Origin of the sequence: Acinetobacter sp. A1 (assembly GCF_012371315.1) — a bacterium.
Taxonomy (GTDB): domain Bacteria; phylum Pseudomonadota; class Gammaproteobacteria; order Pseudomonadales; family Moraxellaceae; genus Acinetobacter.
On the sequence record NZ_JAAZQY010000026.1, the window covers coordinates 16,171 to 35,350 of the forward strand.

At 40.1% G+C, this 19,180-nt stretch carries 11 protein-coding genes and 5 pseudogenes; 11 read left to right on the forward strand and 5 right to left on the reverse strand.

The features are described 5' to 3' along the window. The first annotated feature begins 473 nt into the window (after positions 1-473). From HHA41_RS09745 to HHA41_RS09770, 6 genes and pseudogenes are all read left to right on the forward strand, one after another. Positions 474-1,460 carry a DUF1852 domain-containing protein gene (locus tag HHA41_RS09745; protein ID WP_168418677.1) on the forward strand — a complete coding sequence of 329 codons (987 nt, stop codon included), beginning with the start codon at positions 474-476 and terminating at the stop codon, positions 1,458-1,460. Positions 1,461-1,488: 28 nt separating this feature from the next. Further along, the gene (locus HHA41_RS09750) at positions 1,489-2,517 is read left to right on the forward strand and encodes a methionine synthase (protein ID WP_168418678.1); all 1,029 of its coding nucleotides are present in this window, start codon (positions 1,489-1,491) and stop codon (positions 2,515-2,517) included. A 109-nt stretch (positions 2,518-2,626) separates the two neighbouring features. After that, positions 2,627-3,118: a flavin reductase gene (locus tag HHA41_RS09755; protein WP_168461537.1), complete on the forward strand. Its 492-nt coding sequence runs from the start codon at positions 2,627-2,629 to the stop codon at positions 3,116-3,118. A 41-nt stretch (positions 3,119-3,159) separates the two neighbouring features. After that, on the forward strand, positions 3,160-3,960 hold the full coding sequence (locus tag HHA41_RS09760) for a sulfite exporter TauE/SafE family protein (protein WP_168418679.1): 801 nt from the start codon (positions 3,160-3,162) through the stop codon (positions 3,958-3,960). Between the two features lie 352 nt (positions 3,961-4,312). After that, a pseudogene (locus HHA41_RS09765) lies at positions 4,313-5,068 on the forward strand (TonB-dependent receptor plug domain-containing protein); the annotation flags it as partial. Between the two features lie 103 nt (positions 5,069-5,171). Continuing rightward, positions 5,172-5,525, forward strand: coding sequence for an alpha/beta hydrolase (locus tag HHA41_RS09770; RefSeq protein ID WP_075168280.1), 354 nt, complete (start codon positions 5,172-5,174; stop codon positions 5,523-5,525). A gap of 84 nt (positions 5,526-5,609) precedes the next feature. Here the strand turns inward: HHA41_RS09770 and HHA41_RS09775 are convergent, their stop codons facing one another. After that, positions 5,610-6,545 carry an alpha/beta fold hydrolase gene (locus HHA41_RS09775; RefSeq protein WP_104492492.1) on the reverse strand — a complete coding sequence of 312 codons (936 nt, stop codon included), beginning with the start codon at positions 6,543-6,545 and terminating at the stop codon, positions 5,610-5,612. Between the two features lie 250 nt (positions 6,546-6,795). On the opposite strand from HHA41_RS09775, the gene HHA41_RS09780 reads away from it, so the two are divergent. Together HHA41_RS09780 and HHA41_RS09785 are read left to right on the forward strand one after the other, a co-directional pair. After that, positions 6,796-7,332: a TetR/AcrR family transcriptional regulator gene (locus HHA41_RS09780; protein WP_075168278.1), complete on the forward strand. Its 537-nt coding sequence runs from the start codon at positions 6,796-6,798 to the stop codon at positions 7,330-7,332. Positions 7,333-7,734: 402 nt separating this feature from the next. Further along, positions 7,735-8,336: pseudogene (locus tag HHA41_RS09785) on the forward strand (ISNCY family transposase); the annotation flags it as partial. A gap of 71 nt (positions 8,337-8,407) precedes the next feature. Here HHA41_RS09785 and HHA41_RS09790 read toward each other — a convergent pair. After that, positions 8,408-11,485 carry an EAL domain-containing protein gene (locus tag HHA41_RS09790; RefSeq protein ID WP_228278961.1) on the reverse strand — a complete coding sequence of 1,026 codons (3,078 nt, stop codon included), beginning with the start codon at positions 11,483-11,485 and terminating at the stop codon, positions 8,408-8,410. 57 nt (positions 11,486-11,542) lie between these two features. Then, positions 11,543-11,944: pseudogene (locus HHA41_RS09795) on the reverse strand (IS30 family transposase); the annotation flags it as partial. Between HHA41_RS09795 and HHA41_RS09800 the strand changes: the two are divergent. Next, positions 11,944-12,480: pseudogene (locus HHA41_RS09800) on the forward strand (HipA domain-containing protein); the annotation flags it as partial. The pseudogenes HHA41_RS09795 and HHA41_RS09800 sit on opposite strands and share 1 nt — an antisense overlap. Positions 12,481-12,497: 17 nt before the next feature. On the opposite strand, the gene HHA41_RS09805 reads toward HHA41_RS09800, so the two are convergent. Both HHA41_RS09805 and HHA41_RS09810 read right to left on the reverse strand, forming a co-directional pair. Further along, positions 12,498-15,845: a DEAD/DEAH box helicase gene (locus tag HHA41_RS09805; protein WP_075167630.1), complete on the reverse strand. Its 3,348-nt coding sequence runs from the start codon at positions 15,843-15,845 to the stop codon at positions 12,498-12,500. 298 nt (positions 15,846-16,143) lie between these two features. Further along, positions 16,144-16,539 (reverse strand): annotated as a pseudogene (locus HHA41_RS09810) (DDE-type integrase/transposase/recombinase); the annotation flags it as partial. Between the two features lie 276 nt (positions 16,540-16,815). On the opposite strand from HHA41_RS09810, the gene HHA41_RS09815 reads away from it, so the two are divergent. Beyond that, the gene (locus tag HHA41_RS09815; RefSeq protein ID WP_168418680.1) at positions 16,816-17,670 is read left to right on the forward strand and encodes a hypothetical protein; all 855 of its coding nucleotides are present in this window, start codon (positions 16,816-16,818) and stop codon (positions 17,668-17,670) included. Between the two features lie 26 nt (positions 17,671-17,696). Next, positions 17,697-19,127, forward strand: coding sequence for a hypothetical protein (locus HHA41_RS09820; protein ID WP_168461541.1), 1,431 nt, complete (start codon positions 17,697-17,699; stop codon positions 19,125-19,127). The last annotated feature ends 53 nt before the right edge of the window (positions 19,128-19,180 follow it).

The window sequence follows — 19,180 nt, forward strand, 5'->3', positions numbered from 1 at the left end:
GCTTAACGCCTTGATTTTTCCTCATCTTCAACTGAGCCAAATTCATGTTGATGCTTTTATAGATATTTTTATATAAGCGCCGTTTGACCTAAACAGACCAGATCCAAATATTTAGGCGAGCCAATTTTTTATTCCATCAAGAAGCTCATTTTCTTCAACAAAATGTGAAGATACTTAGCTAAAATAAAAATTATAAATAATTGTTTTTATTATAATTTTAAAATTTGTTTTGATTTTAAATCTAGCATTGCTTTGACTTTTTCCTGCTAGAAAAAAAGGACTCGAGTGACAACTAATAGGGCAGTCTATTTTTCTGTTCTCTTTCCTTAAATAACGATATTAAAACCTCAACATGAATTTTATTCATTATTGACTTAGATTAAATCATTTTTATTCATCTTAGGGTTCACGTATAACTAAAACCAGAAAGACATTCAGATTTTTATTTTTAGATATTTAAAGCGGTGGAACAGATGAGTCAACAGTTTGCATGTTCAATTCAACGTATTCGTTTTGATGAAAACTATCAACCAGCGGACAGTACCCGTTTAACAACCAACTTTGCCAATCTGGCGCGTGGCGAAAGCCGTGAACAGAACCTGCGTAATACGCTGCGCATGATCAATAACCGTTTTAATGCCTTGGCACATTGGGATAATCCGAAGGGTGACCGTTATTCACTGGAAATTGATATTGTATCTGCAGATCTTGATGTCGAAGGCAATGGTAACGCCTTTCCAGCCATTGAAATGCTGAAATCGACGATTGTTGATCATCGTACCAATCAGCGTATTGAAGGCATGATCGGAAACAGTTTTTCATCGTATGTACGTGATTATGACTTTAGCGTGCTTTTATTGTCCCAAGGCCATAAAGCCGGGGAAATGCCTGACAACTTTGGTGATTTGCACGGCAAGCTGTATCAGTACGTGGTGAATTCCGAGGCGTTCCAGTCACAGTTTAATAAACAGCCGGTGATCTGCCTGAGCGTATCGACCACCAAAACCTATTATCGTACCGCCAATGTTCATCCGGTGCTGGGTGTTGAATATCAGCAAAATGAATACTCAAGAACAGATCATTATTTCGCAAAAATGGGTTTAACCGTTCGCTATTTTAAACCGGAAAATAGTGCTGCACCTTTGGCGTTCTATTTTAGCGGTGATTTATTGGCAGATTATACCGATCTTGAATTAATCAGCGCGATTAGCACCATGGAAAGCTTCCAGAAGATTTATCGTCCTGAAATTTACAATGCCAACTCGACTGCTGGTCAGGTCTATCAACCTAGTCTTGAGTACTCGGATTATTCCTTAACGCAAATTGTCTATGACCGTGTCGAGCGTAGCCAGCTGGCCGTAAAACAGGGCAAGTGGACAGAAGAACACTTTATCAAACCGTATCAGCACATTCTGGAACAGTGGGCTGCCAGCTACACCGTAGAAACCAACGCTGCTTAATTCAACGTATAGAGATAGAAGATTAAAGATGAGCATTTTACTCCCAACTTCAACCGCAGGCAGCTTACCGAAACCGTCTTGGCTGGCAGAACCGGAACAACTCTGGTCGCCGTGGAAACTTGAAGGCGATGCACTACGTGAAGCCAAACAGGATGCCTTGAGCCTGTCACTGCATGAACAGTTACTGGCCGGGATTGATATTGTCAGTGATGGTGAACAAACCCGTCAGCATTTTGTCACCACCTTTATTGAACATCTCGAAGGTGTGGATTTTGAAAAACGGGAAACGGTGCGTATCCGTAACCGTTATGATGCCAACGTACCTTCGGTGATCGGTGAAGTAACCCGGAAACAGCCAGTGTTTGTGAAAGATGCCAAGTTTTTACGCAGCCAGACCACTCAGCCAATTAAATGGGCTTTGCCGGGTCCAATGACCATGATTGATACCCTGTACGATGGTCATTACAAAAGCCGTGAAAAACTGGCCTGGGAATTTGCCAAAATCCTGAATCAGGAGGCAAGGGAACTCGAAGCGGCTGGGGTCGATATTATCCAGTTTGATGAACCTGCTTTTAACGTGTTCTTTGATGAAGTCAATGACTGGGGCGTGGCCACACTGGAACGCGCACTGGAAGGACTGAAATGCGAAACCGCCGTGCATATCTGTTATGGCTATGGCATTAAAGCCAATACCGACTGGAAAAAAACCTTAGGCTCTGAATGGCGACAATATGAAGCCGTATTCCCGAAATTGCAACAATCCAAAATTGATATTGTATCGCTGGAATGCCAGAACTCGCGCGTACCGATGGACCTGATTGAGCTGATCCGTGGCAAAAAAGTCATGGTTGGCGCTATTGATGTGGCCACCAACCAGATTGAAACCGCAGAAGAAGTGGCCAATACCTTGCGTAAGGCCTTGCAATTTGTCGATGCCGACAAGCTTTATCCATCGACCAACTGTGGTATGACGCCGTTATCACGTCAGGTGGCGCAAGGTAAACTGCGTGCTTTAAGCGCTGGCGCCGATATTGTGCGTCAAGAATTGAGTGCTTAACGCGCAGGTACATCATGTGGCAGAGCTGATGGGAATGGATGGAAAACATCTGGCCCATCCGCTTAACAACCATTTCAAGCATAACCCAAGAAAATGAAGGAATCCGGTGATGATTGAAGCAGCAGACTTTAGAAATGCCATGTCTTTGCTCAGCAGCGCGGTCAATGTGGTGACCACGGCTGGGGCATCTGGTGTGCATGGATTTACCGCATCTGCCGTGTGTAGTGTAACCGATACACCACCGACCTTATTGGTTTGCATGAATCAGACCTCACGTTTACACGCCCATTTTATTGAAAATAAAGTCTTGAGCGTGAATGTGCTAGGCGCGCAGCATCAGCAGATCTCCAATGTCTTTGCTTCCAAAATGAAGTCTGAAGAGCGCTTTCAATATGGAACCTGGACCGAACTGGAAACCGGCGCACCGGTGTTAACAGATGCCTTGACCAGCTTTGATTGCGAGATTGAGCAGATTCAGCAGGTGGGTACGCATAGCATTTTTATGTGCCGTGTGCTGGCCATTCAGCACAGTCAGCAAGAACATGGTCTGGTGTATTTTAATCGTGCCTATCATCAGGTTGGTGAGCTGGAACTTGCTTAAGGCGCCTTGTCTTTAATTTCAAATTATTCAGTCAGTATTTCGTGGAAATTATCATTTTTTTAATTATCGGGGCATGCGCAGGTTTTGCCGCTGGGCTGTTTGGGGTCGGTGGCGGAACAATCATTGTACCACTGTTATATATCGTGTTTATGCAGATGGGTTATAGTCCGGATGTGATTATGCATTTGGCTTTAGGTACATCGCTAGCAACTATTGTGATCACCTCTATCAGTTCATTGATGGCGCACCATAAGAACGAGGCAGTGCTGTGGCCAGTCTTTAGACATCTAGCTCCGCCTATGGCCATTGGATGCTTTTTCGGTGCAGGGATTGCCGGTTTAATTTCGGGCTTACATTTGCAGATTGTGGTAGGAATCTTTCTGATCTGGGTGGCGTATACCATGTTTACAGGTAGCAAAAAGCCGGCAGAGCAGGGGCGAACCTTGCCCTCAACCGGTCAACAAATCGCTGCAGGTTCGGGAATTGGTTTTGCTTCAGCCATCTTTGGGGTTGGCGGTGGCAGCTTGACCGTACCGTATCTCAACCGTTATGGCGTGGTCATGCAACAGGCAGTAGGCACATCTGCAGCCTGTGGTTTCCCCATTGCAGTTGCCGGTGCTTTGGGATTTATGATTTTTGGGATGCAGGCGCAGGTGAATGTGCCCAATACTATTGGCTTTGTTCATATTTATGCTTTTCTTGGTATTAGCATTATGAGTTTCTTTACTGCCAAACTTGGGGCGAAAACAGCACATGCATTATCGCCACAAATCCTGAAAAAATGTTTCGCCGTGTTATTGGTGATTGTGGGCTGTTTCTTTCTGGTTAAGGGTTTGGGTTAAGCTGAAGGCAATTGGAAGATAACGAATACGCTCATAATAGTGGTTTGATTATAGAGCGTATGCTTCTTAGCAGATTCATGATCTAAATAATTATCTTTAGAAGGAGCTTCCTGTTCAATTTGGATTACTTGATTTACTTAGAAGAAGTCGGTTACCTCAATTAAAAATAGATCAATAAATATTAATTTTTTTCATTTCAAAGCAGTGTTCATTGTCTGTTTTATGAAATTTTTCCTGTGAAGTTTCAAGCCAGGAAAGTACTCAATAAAATTTTTAAATAATAATTTTACATCATTAATAATAATGATTATCATTTGCCGCAAAATTAACAATTGCAATCTAGGGAATGAAAATGCGGCGATCTCAATTTAATCTTTGTCTTCTCACAATCGCTATTTCTATGCATCTTTATGCAAAAGAGAGTAGCCCAGCAGCTGCACCAGAAAAACCGGATATCACTCAACTTTCAACAATGGTGATGACCGCCACACGTACACCTAAAACAATCGCCGAGATCGCAGGGACAGTACAAACCATTCATGGCGAAGCAATTGTTCAACAAGCTGGCGCAGGTCGAAAAGTCGCGGATATTTTAGCGCAGCTTGTACCATCTTTAGCACCTAGTAGTGGAACTACAAGTAATTATGGTCAGACCATGCGTGGACGTAATGTACTGGTCATGATTGATGGAGTTTCACAGACAGGTTCACGGGATATTGCACGTCAACTGAATAGTATTAGTCCAAATATGATTGACCATATTGAGGTGGTTTCTGGCGCATCCAGTATTTATGGTTCAGGTGCAACTGGCGGTATTATTAATATTATTACCAAACGCACAGATAAATCTGAACCCGTAAGTTTTCAAACCAAGCTGGGCATCACATCAGCCGATAATTTCCGCCGTGACGGTTTAACTTACCAAGTGGGTCAAACTGCCTCATTTAGTAATGATCAAGTGGATGGATTTTTAGGCCTAGATTATACCCGCCGAGGTTCTCGATTTGATGGTCGAGGAAAGCGTATTTCATTAAGTCCTTGGCAGGGTAGCACAATGGATACCGATACCCTTGACATCAATGGCCGCTTAAACTTTGACTTAACAGATACGCAAACTTTCAGTGTAGGGTTACCCTAAACGTTATCTTTTGCCTGCAACCTATTTAACAATCACTGACTTATTCTATAGTCTATTTGGTAAGGCAAAATTGATGAAGGTCGTGGCAAAAAGTCGGTTTGCAGTCCTATCAGGTTCGGATTGTTATCAGGGTTATTATTCATTAGTTGAGGAAAACCAAAACTGGGATAACCAAGTTCCTGCACGAATCGTCCTCACTATTCCATTTTATCGCCCCATTTCCGTAAGTCATAAAATTCAGACCCCCACCTTAATGATTGGAGCAAAGCAAGACTCTTTAATTCCAATATCAAGTACACGCAAAACGGCGCAACAATCAAAGTCAATCCGCTATTTAGAAGAAGACTGTGGGCATTTTGATCTGTTTCATGCACCCTTTATCGATCGCATCCAATCGCAACATATATCATTTCTACAGCAGCTTTAATTTAAAAATTTTCTATCGATCGCTTTAAAGAAATAGCCTTATCCAGGGATAAGGCTATTTTAGCTGTTATAAGCGGTATGGCATTTATACGTGTGCTCTTGAAGACTTTAAGCTGTTTAAAAAGTCCAACTGATAACTTAAATTTTGTGAGAAGTATGGTTCAAAATAAGGGTCAAAATGGTCCGCTTCAATTTTCTTCATTTGAATGAAAGGATTTTTTACCTTTTCAATCTTTTTAGCTACGAACGGAGCGACGGTATCTTGAGTTGCCCCTACAATCAACATAGGTACTTTGACCTGCTTTAAACGTTTCCATGGGCGATAGAATCCCATAGTCAAAAGCGAACGTGCAGTAACACGATTATCATAGTCTATATTCAATTTCTCTTTAGCAAGTTCCATGGCATTCCAGGCCTGATCACGATCCATCGCTCCTAATTGACCCGGTTGTGACACAGTTGGAATGCAAATTCGTTCACCTGGTTTAATTCTGTCCGCTAAACCATACCCTAAAAATTTAAACATTTGGGGTAGAGGTACAGAACGTACTGTACTGATGCCATCTAGCATAGGAACTTGAATAATGGCACCTTTTAATTCAGGGTGTTCTGCTACTAGATCCACCACATGTCCACCACCAAATGAAGTACCCCAGGCAATAATATTGTCAGCATCCACCTGAGGCATAGACTTCAAATGGGATAATGCTTTATTAACGGTTTTTACTCTCTTCCACGGATTAATATCCTGACGCGGCAGACCTCCACTTAATCCCCAGCCTGGATAATCAAATTCCATCACAGCATAACCTTGGGTAACAAAGTGATTGATGAAAGAATCGGTCAATGCACCTTGAATACTTCCCCAACCACCTACCATTAAAACAGCAGGCAGCTTTTGTGTTGCTGACTCTTTAGGTACATGTAATGTTGCTGAGCACATATCACCTTCAGTTAGGAAGTTAGACTCATAGACTGATTTTTCAATATGTGAGGTATCAGGATATTTACGGTTTGACATATATTTTGGCCTGCTCTTAGATTTCTTGATGGCTGCCTTCCATCTTATTTCTTGTTAAAAATGCACCAGAAAATTAAATTTATTTTGATCAATCAGTAGTGCATTATTATTCTTTTACATTATCTTGAATGTTGTTCAAGATAGTATGATTTAACTATATTCTTGAATAGCATTCAAGAAGAATTTACGATACTGCTTTGATCCGTTTTATGTGATAGCACCTTAATTTTTAGTAGAGTAGGAAAACTGAATGGCCCGTAATAAACGTGTACAAGATCGGGAAGAAAAACAACAAGAGATCATTGATGCTGCACGTTCGTTGTTTTTAACCGAAGGGTATGATGCGACTTCCATGAGTCGTATTGCTGTTGAAGCTAGAGTTGCCCCAAATACCATTTACTGGTATTTCAAAAATAAAGATGAATTATTGGTTAGCATCCTGAATGCTGAGTTAACCAAGCATGTAAATGAATACATGTTGCAATCATCAAAGGATCTTTCTGAACGTTTAATCTGGGTAGTGGATCAACTGCAATTAGTTGATCGCTTGGTGAGTACTGTGCATGCTAGACTGAAATTTTCGACAGAACTAAAGGAGTGGCATGAGAGATTCCATGTCATGGTGGAGGCATTGTTTCGTTTAGAGCTACAGAAGATAGGAATGTCCGCTGATCAAATTGAGCCTAGAGTAAAAATAGCTGTATTCACCATTGAAGGTCTTTTAGCTCATCAGTTATCTGAACCAGAGAAGCGGGCCGTTTGTGCAGCATTAGTTGCGAGTGCTTAAGTTAAATATGCTGATATAGAACCGTCAGACCCAATTCTTATTTAGTTTTAATTTCTAAGGAAAATTTCAAAAGGCTTGACAGTTGACATAAGCAATTCAATGGCTTACAGCCAAAGTTAGCTAAGTAATTCATTGCGAAAACTTTCAAAGGAATACTCCTAGGGCTATCAAATCCTCAAGGAAGCTATATTCAAAGCCGGCAAGATTCATAAGTTTTGGTGAATAGCCAATTCAGGTGAGAGTAAGATAAATATGAACTTATTGTATGGTGAATGGTATTTAACATAATATTGATTATACGCAATTGCGTTGTTAGAACCCATTCAAAATGTCTATATTCTCACCAATAAAAATGTCTAGTTTATGATGGCTTAAACATCATGGACTGGATATGAAATATAGATGCTGATCACTATGTCTGACAAAGAAATTCAACGTCTTGCTGTTCTGCAAGACGTTCGAGATCAACGTATTACCCAAGTCCGTGCTGCTGAAATCCTTAATCTTTCAACCCGTCAAATTACCTGGTTATTACAGAAGCTCAATCAAGATGGTGTTTCAGGTATGGCGCATGCCAGTCGTGGTCAACCTGGCCATCGTCGCCATGATGATTTATTAAAATCAAAATGTCTTTCCATTATTTCTGAACATCTGCTGGGATTTGGACCTACCTTGGCCCATGAAAAGCTCACTACCATTCATGGATTCAACAAGTTTGTATGTCGAACAGCATGGTAAGCTTTTAGCGTTTTACAGCGACAAACATTCAGTCTTCGGGGTGAATCAAAGCAGCAAGAAAGACACCAAGATTACGCAATTTGGGCGCGTACTCAGCACCCTGAATATCGATATTATCTTCGCCAACTCACCACAAGCCAAAGGCTGTGTAGAACGGGCGAATAGAACCCCTCAGGATCGTCTGATCAAAGAGATGCGCCTGGAAGGCATCTGTTCGATTGAGCAAGCGGAATGCCTGGCTGCCCTGCTTTATAGAGCAATTTAACTAACTGTGCGAAATTCCCCATCTGTAATCTTTGATTTAGGTGGGGATAGATAGCACGACTTTGGGACTTACTCATGTCCTTCTTGGTTTTGTATGTACTTTTGAAAGATAGTATTGCTCAAGCTCATCAATAGGCATCGGTTTGCCAAACAAATAGCCTTGATAATGGTAACAGCCCTGTTTTTCTAATATATCTCGTTGGGCTTCAGTTTCAACTCCCTCAGCAATTACAGAAATTCCCAAAGTTTTAGCCAAAACAATAATCATTTTCACAATTTCGGCATCATTACTACTCACCACGATATCACGAACAAAACCTTGATCAATTTTCAACTGATCAATTGGAATACGTTGTAAATAAGCCAGAGAAGAATAACCAGTCCCAAAGTCATCTAGAGAAAATATCACTCCATAACGTTTAAGAATGGTCATTTTTTCAATAATATCTTCTATACGCATGACTAGGGCACTTTCGGTAAGTTCAAGTTTGAGCAAGTGTGCCGGAGCTTGGGTACGCTCCAGAATTTCGAGTACGTCTTGAACAAACTCCTCACGCCTAAACTGACTTGCACTGACATTCACGGCGATGCTGAGATGAGCTGTTTTCGGGTGTTTAGCCCATTCTCCTAATTGCTGGCAGGCACTTTCGAGTACCCACTGACCCAGTGAAATCATAAAGCCATTTTCTTCTGCTATAGGGATAAAACGGGCAGGAGAAATCATTCCTTTAACTGGATGACGCCAACGTAACAAGGCTTCTACTCCTATCATCCGCTCTGCACCATTTACTTGTGGCTGGTAATGCAACATAAGCTGATTTTTTTCCAACGCTTGACGCAAGCCGGCATCAATCTCGGCACGTTCCTCAACCTGGGATTGAATCCGTAGATCAAAGAAGCGATAGGTATTTCGGCCATAATTCTTTGCTTCAAACACTGCCATTTGGGCACGTTTAATTGGATCCTGTAGGTTTTCCTCTGCATCTTGACCAAACAGGCTAATCCCGATACTTGCTGAACTACGGTACTCAGAGTTAGTGAAAAAGTATGGTTGAGCGAGTCTTTGCAAAATATCTTTTGCAGTTTTTTCTGCTCGTTGGATAGCCTCCATCTCGGAGTTTCCAAGCTGATCAAGCAGTACCACAAACTCATCACTCGTAAATCGAGCAACCATTTGATTTGCTTCTATGTATTCTGACAGGCGCGTTGCGACTTGCTTTAATAAGCGATCGCCAGTCTCATGACCTTCTGTATCATTCAATACTTTAAAGTGATCCAGATCAATGCACAGAAGTGCTCCCCACCATTTTTTATTTTCCGCTTCTTGTAGGCTCTGTTCAAGATGCTCGAGAAACAGGCTACGGTTAGGTAATTGGGTCAGAGAATCATAGAATGCAAGCAAGCGTACTTTTTCTTCTGAAGCTTTGTAGGCAGAAATATCGGTAATAGAAGACACATAATGCGTCGTTTCGCCATTCCTATCACGTACAGCCGCAATCAAGATGTGCTGTGGATACAATTCTCCATTTTTACGCTTATTCCATATTTCACCTTGCCAAGATCCTGTGGTACGAATAAGCTCCCACATGGTGGCATAGAATTTTTTGTCGTGCCTGCCCGATTGAAAGATTTTTGGTGTATTACCGATCAACTCTTGCTGGCTATAACCGCTAATTTCTGTTAATGCACGATTGGTCCGTAAAATAACTCGCTGAGAATCTGTAATCATCATTCCAACCTGGGATTCAAATGCAGTTGCAGCGATACGCTGATTTTCTTCAGCTTTTTTACGTTCAGTAATATCACGTGCCGAGCAGAAGAAAACCTCTTCATTATCAAGATGCACTAGAACTGAACTGACTTCTACTGGATAACACTCACCTTGAGCATTCTGATAATAAGTTTCGAAGCGAATACCTTCTGGATTTAAAACACCTGTATTGATCAAATCTTGAAGATCTGTTTCATTATAGCCGTTATCCCAATAACTCAGCGTTTGTCCTACAACTAGTCGTGGAGTGCTGCCTATCATACGAAAAAACGAATCACTCCCTTCAATGAGCCGGCCTTGTCTATCTAGTATATGAATACCATCTTTAGCATTCTGCAACAGCATCTGACTACGACGATTACTTAATATATTGGCCCGGATTTGATACCAAACTAAGTATGTTGTAATCGCAGTAACTACAAGAAAGAGCAACCCAAACAAAATAGCTTTAATTAGTTCATGATACCATTGAGCCAGATAGTCTTCTTTTGCATAAGCAACAACAACAAAAACAGGCATAGTGCTTAATCTACGGAAGTGTCCCATACGTGGGACTTTATCTATTGTTTGTTGACTATAAATACTACCAAACTGTGCTCTGGAATGAACCAGTTGTGACAGTTCTGGTGGTGCACTTACAAAACCCACTAGGCCTTTCGGAGTTTGGAGCACGGGATTGCGGGCGATAATTCGCATATTCAGGTCTTGCACCAACAGCACCCCTTTAGGGCCTACATCCAGATCTGCAATCAGATGATTAAAGTAACTAGCAGGTAATGTAGAGACGATCATACCTGCAAAAGTTCCATCCGGCTGGTTGTAACGTCGTGCAAATAGATGAACCCAGCCTTGACCATTAGGATCTCTTATTAGTTTCGTAACAAACAGTTGATCTGTATCATTCTGTTGAACATCTTTAAAAAAACGATAGTTGGCGTAATTCCAAGTCTCATTACTAATATCACTATCGCCAAATTGGACTTGACCTTTGATATCGGTGATATGAATTCGTGTAACAGAACCGATCCAGTCTTTTTGTTTTTGAATAAAGCTAGAAATATCTCTATCATTTATTTGTTTTTTTTCACGTAATTCTTTTTCTACATAAGCTTGTAACGTATGTAAAGATAAATCAATTTCTTTTGAGCTACTGCTAATTCTTTTTTCAAGAAGTAAAGTTAAATTTTCTATATGAATTCTAACTTCAGCTTCTTCGCGCTCATGTGAAGTATATAAGGTATAAGCAAATAAACTAATCATGAAAATATTCACGATTACAAATGCTAAAAAAAGAAAGATAAAAATTGATTTGTTTTTTGACAACATATTCGCTCTGTAAGATATAAGTTCTCTTTGCGCTGCCAATGCAACGCCCCCCAAGATTCAATCTTTTAAGCAACAAATTAGATTACAAATCACTTAAAATATAAGGCGGATTCAAGCGGCAAGTGCAACAGTATAAAAACCACCCATAACTTCACTCGGTGTATGCCAACCTAGTGTTTTTCTAGGACAATGGTTGAGTGCAAATTCTATCTGCTCTATTTGTTCGTTTGACACGTCATCAAACGATGATGATTTTGGCAGATATTGCCGGATTAAACCATTTGTATTTTCATTCCTTGCTCGTTGAATAGACTTGTAAGGATCAGCAAAATAGGTCTCTATCCCGACATCAGTAATTCTTTTGTGTTCGGCAAATTCCTTGCCATTATCAAATGTCACACTATAAGCATGGCTCATCCATAAACGATCTAATGCACAAGTAATCATTTTAGATGAAGTTCTCGTCTTTCCTAAATGAACAATATGTACGCACAGGCTCTTTCGATCAACGAGAGCTTATTCACATCGAAGATTTTGCTCAGATCTTCGGCGCATATCCACATCAGAAATACAGCACCACAAATTATGAGCAGATAGGAAAGATCATTTATCAATTTTCAGATAACAAAATTATTGATATTCAGCAATTTGCCAGCCGTTTACTCGTCAATATTTTACTCGCCAATGGAGATGCGCACTTAAAAAACTGCAGTATGATTTATCATGATAAAAGTGCACCCAGATTATCTCCCGCATACGATATATTAATGACTAGTGTATATATTGAAAATGAGCATCATTTCGCATTAAATCTTGCCAAAAATAAAGATTGGTATTTAGCTGAGATGAAACACTTTGAAGAATGGGCTGAAAAAGTCGGTGTTCCATGGCGTGTTATTGAAAAACAACTTCACGCGATCATGGACAAAGCACGGTCAGTATGGCCAGTGCTATTACTAGACTTACCTATGATTCCTGCTCATAAAGAAAAATTAAGAGAACATTGGAAAAAATTGCATCCAGACTTTCAGATACTTACAGATGATTAGGGTAATCTGAAACCAAACTAAAATTTCTCAAACAAGTTCATCACGTCATTTTCCGTCAGTTTCGCTTCGCCCTCATGATCGGTACTTAGAATAGAGTGTGCCAGTTCTGCTTTGTTTTGCTGTAAGGCAAGAATTTTTTCTTCTATGCTTTTATTGGTAATCAGCTTATACACAAATACTGGCTTGTCCTGTCCAATCCGCCATGCACGATCTGAAGCTTGATCTTCAGCAGCAGGGTTCCACCATGGATCATAGTGAATGACCGTATCTGCGGCAGTTAGATTCAAACCGACCCCTCCTGCTTTCAGACTGATTAAAAATACCGGCACTTGTCCAGACTGAAACGCTGTAATGACTTCATCTCGCTTTTTGGTCTTTCCAGTCAGCTTCACATAGCCAATTTCTGCGTGATGGAACTGTTGTTCAATCAGTTCCAACATTGAGGTAAACTGAGAGAAGATAAGAATTTTTCGCCCCTCTTCCACCATTGGAACGACCATATCCATCAACTGTTCAAGTTTGGCAGAATGCGCCTGCCCAATTTTCACTGAATCCAGCTTTAGTAAGCTAGGATGGCAGCACACCTGACGTAGCTTCAGTAAGGCATCTAAAATTTGAATTTGACTACGTTTAAAGCCTTTTTCTGCCACAATTTTCTGAATGCTTGCCTGCATCGTGGCACGAACAGCCTCATATAACTTGGATTGCTGGTCATTCATATCAATATTGACTTCAATCGTGGTTTTTTCTGGCAACTCTTTGGCTACGTCAGTTTTCAAGCGACGTAAAATGAAGGGCTTAATCCGGTTGACCAACTTTTGTCTTAACTGCTCATCACCGCGCTTTTCAATCGGATGACGGTACTTTTTATTAAAAATTTCTTGTGAATATAAAAATCCTGGCATCAGGAAATAAAATAGTGCCCACAGCTCACCCAAATGATTTTCCATAGGTGTACCGGTTAGACATAGACGATGTCGCGCTGTTAATTGCCGTACTACCTGTGCAGCTTTGGCGCGCGGATTTTTGATATTCTGCGCCTCATCCAAAATGAGTTGATGATATTCATATTGCTTTAGTTGCTCTTCATCTCTCGCCAGAAGCGGATAGGTGGTTAACACAATATCATAGTGCGGAATCTGCTCAAAATACTGATGGCGATCGGGCCCCTGTAGCAGCAATACCTTGAGCTCTGGGGTAAATTTCTCCGCTTCTTTGAACCAGTTATGCATCAGCGATGTGGGTGCAACAATTAAGGCGGGACTATCCTGCAAATATCCAGCCTGCTTTTCCATGAGTAAATGGGCTAAAGTTTGTGCTGTTTTCCCCAAGCCCATATCATCTGCCAGAATCCCGCCATGCTGGGTTTCCCTTAAAAACTGTAACCAGCCTAAGCCCTGCTGCTGGTATAGACGCAACTCCCCCTGAAAACCTTGTGGTGTTGGCAGTTGTTGCTGATAGCCTTGTTTGAATTTATGTACAAATTTCTGCAGGCGATCACTGACCTGCCATGTCATCCCAAGATTATGCTGCAATTCTAATAATTGACTCGCATCATAGCGATCAATACTGCGCTCTTCTTGCTGTAAAATGCTCTGCAGATGCAATAATACCGGCTTAATATCCCTAGCGGATAGCGCCAAATCAGGTTGATCAACTGCAGTTTTCACGGTGAAAATTTGACTGTCATGCAGATGAATAAAAGTCCGCGGATCAAGTAAATCAGGATTTACTCGCACCAAAGCTACGAGCGCATCAAGTAAATTATAAGAATTGCCTGCACTGTCTTGAACCGTCGCCCCGATATTGAACCAGTCCTGCTGGCCTTCAGATTCAGTGATAGAAATATTTAAATTTTCAACATATTGCAGGTTAAAGGGGCTGTTTTCCAGATGCTCTATCTGCCAGCCCATCAACTCAATTTGATTGATGGGCATCAGCTGTTTGATCCAGTCTCCATAGAAAGCAAAAACCATAGAATCGAGACGTTGTTTATCCAGTTTTAATTGCTGGTCATAACTAAGATCTTTCACCCACTTCAGTGATTCGACCAATAGCTGTAAACGCTGGATTGACTGTTGTTCCTGAACTAAGTCCCGAAGCTGTCGCACCATTTTGTCATGCTGCTCACCAATGAAACTGTCACCTGATGTACCTGCTTTAATTCGCCCGCCTGCATAGGAGAATTCAATTTCAGCACAAACAGACTCCTCCCATTTCCAATCAAATTTATCTAAAACACCGAAGCGTAAAATTGGCTGGGGATTACCCTGTAAGACTTCAATCTCTTGAAGAAACCCAGGTTTCGGCAAGTTATGTATCGTTGTAGATTGATGGGTAAGCTGCTCAAACTCAGTCAAAACCGTCGCAGGCATCTCTGGCATCCGCCAAAGGTAGTACAGTAAATCCGATGTATATTCACTATAGAGTTGCCCTACCGTATTCTTGTGAATATCGATATAACAAAGTGGCTGACTTACAAGAATTTGAAGATGTGGATTCGATTTTAAATTGAGTCGAACATTTCCATTGACCAACTCAAAATCTAAGTGCTCAGTCTGTTTTTCAATGCTCTTTTGCCAAGAAAATTCAAGCTGATAGCTTTGTTCTGACCATGTAAGTGGAGCATCACTTTTTTGTTTCCAATAGACATCACCACTCTGAATGAAAGATTTAAAATGCTCTAAGACAATGCCTGATATATCAAGACTATTTCCATAAGAAAACTCATTCTGATTGAGCTTGGCATAATAATAAATTTGATTAAATAATTGTCGCTTCCCATCAGGCAAAGACAGACGTTTTTTTAGAATATTGCCATATTCAGTATAAGAACTGACACCTGTGATCGTCCCACTTTTATTACGTCTACCTTTGCGAACCTCAAGTTTTAACCCGAATAGACCTAAAGGCTGATCTAAATAATAAAGTAAATAATTACTCGTTGTCTTTTGCTGCTCTAACTGGGTATGTTGTAAATACTGCTTAAACTCACTTAACCAGCGTTGTGCTTGATTAATTGCAACCCGATCTTTTTGAGTGTGAGATGATGACTGAGAGTCAACATAGCTCTTCAGATATCCTTCTCGATATTCTTGATAAAATAATTTGGCTAAAGCAGCAGCATGTTTACAGTTATATCCAACCGGACAAGTGCAGTCGTCATCAATTAAACGGTCCTTTTTAAGATTATAGGTAATTGCAGTATCGTAATAATCTGTCCCTTCAATTTGGGCATACATCGTGACATCGTCATTTTCCTCAAAGAACTCAATCGTTTTCCTATCAATGTGTTTAGCATAGCTCTGGCTGCGCTGAAGAGTTGCAGTACTAAAGCGAGATAGAAAATTGATCAATGAGGACATAATTACCAGACACTAAAAATGTTTATACAATTATAACGGACAAAGCTGTCATTTCAGAACAGTAGCCGAACTGCTCAACCTGAGCACAGATTCGACTCACTCAATAGGAATATTGTGAATAAAGACAATCAAATTCGAGAAGTTAAACAGTTCATTGAGATCGAAAATATCCTGATAGAAAGTGATCATTTCTTCACAACAGTTAATTTTAAACCAAATGGGGTCAAAAGTTTTAGCATTGTTTCTATGAATAAAATACTTAAATAAAAATTCTCCGACAAACTCGGTACGGTTCACAGTCTACCCAGTTTAATGACGCAAGTTGTACATCCGTTAAACCTTGCCAATCTGCTTTTAAATATTCAATCACCTCTGTTTTGTATAAGCCATTCACCGTTTCAGCCAGAGCATTATCATATGAATCACCAGTTGTACCGACTGATGCTCGTAAATTTGCTGCTTCTAAACGATTGGTATAACGAATGGAAAGATATTGCACACCTCTGTCGGAATGATGAATCACGTTCTTTGGCAAGCCTCGATCATACAATGCTTGCTCAAGTGCATCGAGCACCATGTCTGTATTCATACGTGTTGATACTTTCCATCCAACAATTGCTCGTGAGAACACATCAATAATAAAGGCGGTGTAGACCCAACCTGAATTGGTTTGAATATACGTAAAGTCACTGACCTGAGATACCGTCTTGGTAGTCAATCAATAATTGAACCGCTCTTTCTCTGATTTCAGGGGTATATTTTGGTTTTGTCATCGGGACACTACGCTTCGCTACGTCTTGCGAAGCAATGCTCATCTCAAGAAAGTTGGTCTCCGAAAAACCTGATACGGTTCACAACTTATTATTAAGATTTATTATGTCTTTATAACAGTATATTCAAGGATACTTAATTTATATATATTAGTGACTTAAAAACATTAAATCACAATATAAATGCTAGAGGGTGCAAAATGTTAAATGGGGATTTAAAAAAGAATGCAATCGAAAAATTTGAAAATGCTAAAAATACCTACGAAAAACTAGGTATAGAAGTTGGTAAAAAATCTGAAAAATTAATGAATCTTCGTAAAAATGATGCTCATAACATTATTACTAGAATCGAAGCCCTTTTTAGTGGTATCGCCAACAAACCCAAAGAATTCGATAAAACGTTTAGTGAATATAAAGCTGAATTTAAAGTATTTAATGATATTCTCGATCAAATTAAGGAAAATGCACGTCAAATTGATATACAAGCAGGCAGTACTGCCGGAGCTGGAGTAGCTGCTGGGGCTGGTGTTGCAGCTTTCGCCCCAACTGCAGCTATGGCAATTGCAACTACTTTTGGTACAGCATCTACAGGTACTGCCATTTCTGCTTTAGGTGGTGCAGCAGCTACTAATGCAGCATTAGCTTGGTTAGGTGGAGGAGCCCTTGCTGCAGGTGGTGGTGGTATGGCTGCAGGTAATGCTTTATTGGCACTTGCAGGACCAGTAGGCTGGGCCATTGGCGGTACAGCATTGGTCGGAAGTGCACTTTTTGCGCGCAGTAGAAATGAGAAAATCGCTAAAGAAGCTGATGAAAAAAGAAAGGAAATTGAAGTTCTAAATAGACAATTTAAAGCAGCCTCTTTAGAAGTGGAAAAACTTGCGGAAGAAACACAGAAGCATATTATGGGGATGCAATACCAATTAAGAACACTAGATTCAACACTTACTACACTTAATTATAATCAATTAGATGATGGCCAAAAAGCACTTATGATTTCATTGAAGAATCATGTAGAGAGCTTATGTCTACTTATGAAAAAGAAAGTTGAACTCTAATTTTATTTAATAATCAGGCAATATTAATGCAAACAACTTCAGTACAAGACCAGATTTCTAGTGCCATAATCGATGGCATTAATGTTGCTAGACTGCAAGATGAAATTTCACAACTTAATCTGCAGGATCAATGCTTTATTAATTCAATGAAGCACGTCGATAAAGTCCGAGAATTTATTGGTACACCTGAAAATATTTTAGGTAGCGACCTTACTAAACATGGAGAAATTGCTGAACATGTTGAAGTAGGTATTCGTAATGCAAGAGATGCTCTTGCAGGTGATACTGTTAGAGCCACCTTTGAAGGAGTAGGACGGACTGCACCTGAAGATTATTTGATTGATGGAGTTCAGGTTCAATCAAAATTTATTAACGGTTTGGGTAACAATCTTGATCATGTGCTTAAACATATGGACAAATATGAAAATTTCGGTCGTGACGGATCCTATTATCATATTCCAAAAGATCATTATGAATTGATTTCTAAAATTCATCGTGGTGAATCCATTGAAAGTTTAAGTCAAAAGACGATCAATTCTGTTCAAGCAAAAATTGAAGAAATCCAAACCAAGTCTGGACAGCCATTTAATGAGGTAGTTCGTCCTGGGGTATCTGATTATGCTGAAGTTCAACAAGGTCAAGTGCATGAAACATTAAATAAGCACAGTACTGACCTCGAACAACAAAATGAAAAAATGAAGGATATTATTCATGATAAACATCAAGCTACTTTAACAGAAGGGCTAAAAGCAGCGGGAGCTGCTGCAGCTGTCGGTGGTGCTATTTCCTTAAGTTCCTCTTTATATCTTAAATATAAAAATGAAGGAAAAAATTTATTTAAGGGTGAGCTTACTAAAGAAGATTGGAAGGAAGTTGGATTAAATACAGCTAAAGCATCCGCCTTAGGTGGTGTGACTGGTGCTGCAGTTTATGGTTTGACTAATTGTGCAGGGTTAGCTGCCCCCTTAGCTGGTGCATTCGTTACTGCATCTAAAGGGGTAAGCTCATTGGTAAATGACTTTTACCAAGGGAAATTAACTTTTGAAGAATTTCAGATGAATTCAATTTTTGTCTGTGCAGATAGTGCAGGTGTTGGTCTTGCTGCGCTAGCAGGACAAACATTTATCCCTATACCTGTTTTAGGTGCTGTTATTGGTTCAATCGCAGGAAAGTTTGTATGTGAAATTTTATTAGGTGAAGATAAAAAGCTTGCACAACAAATGGAAGTTTCTATGCAACTTTTTCTAGCTACGGTAGATGAAGTTTATATAAATGTCGTAAATAAAATTAATACTGAATTTGAAAAAATTGCTGATTTAAGAAGTAAAGCTTTTGACTTAAATACTAATATTTCAATCGTAGAGTCCAGTATTGCATTGGCTCGTGCTCATGGAGTAGAGGAATCTAAAATATTGAGAAATGAAGCTGATCTAGAGCCTGTAAATAATTTTGTGTAATTGCTTTTCGTAAATTAAAGGTGATTGCTTAAGCGGTCACCGAATTCAATAAT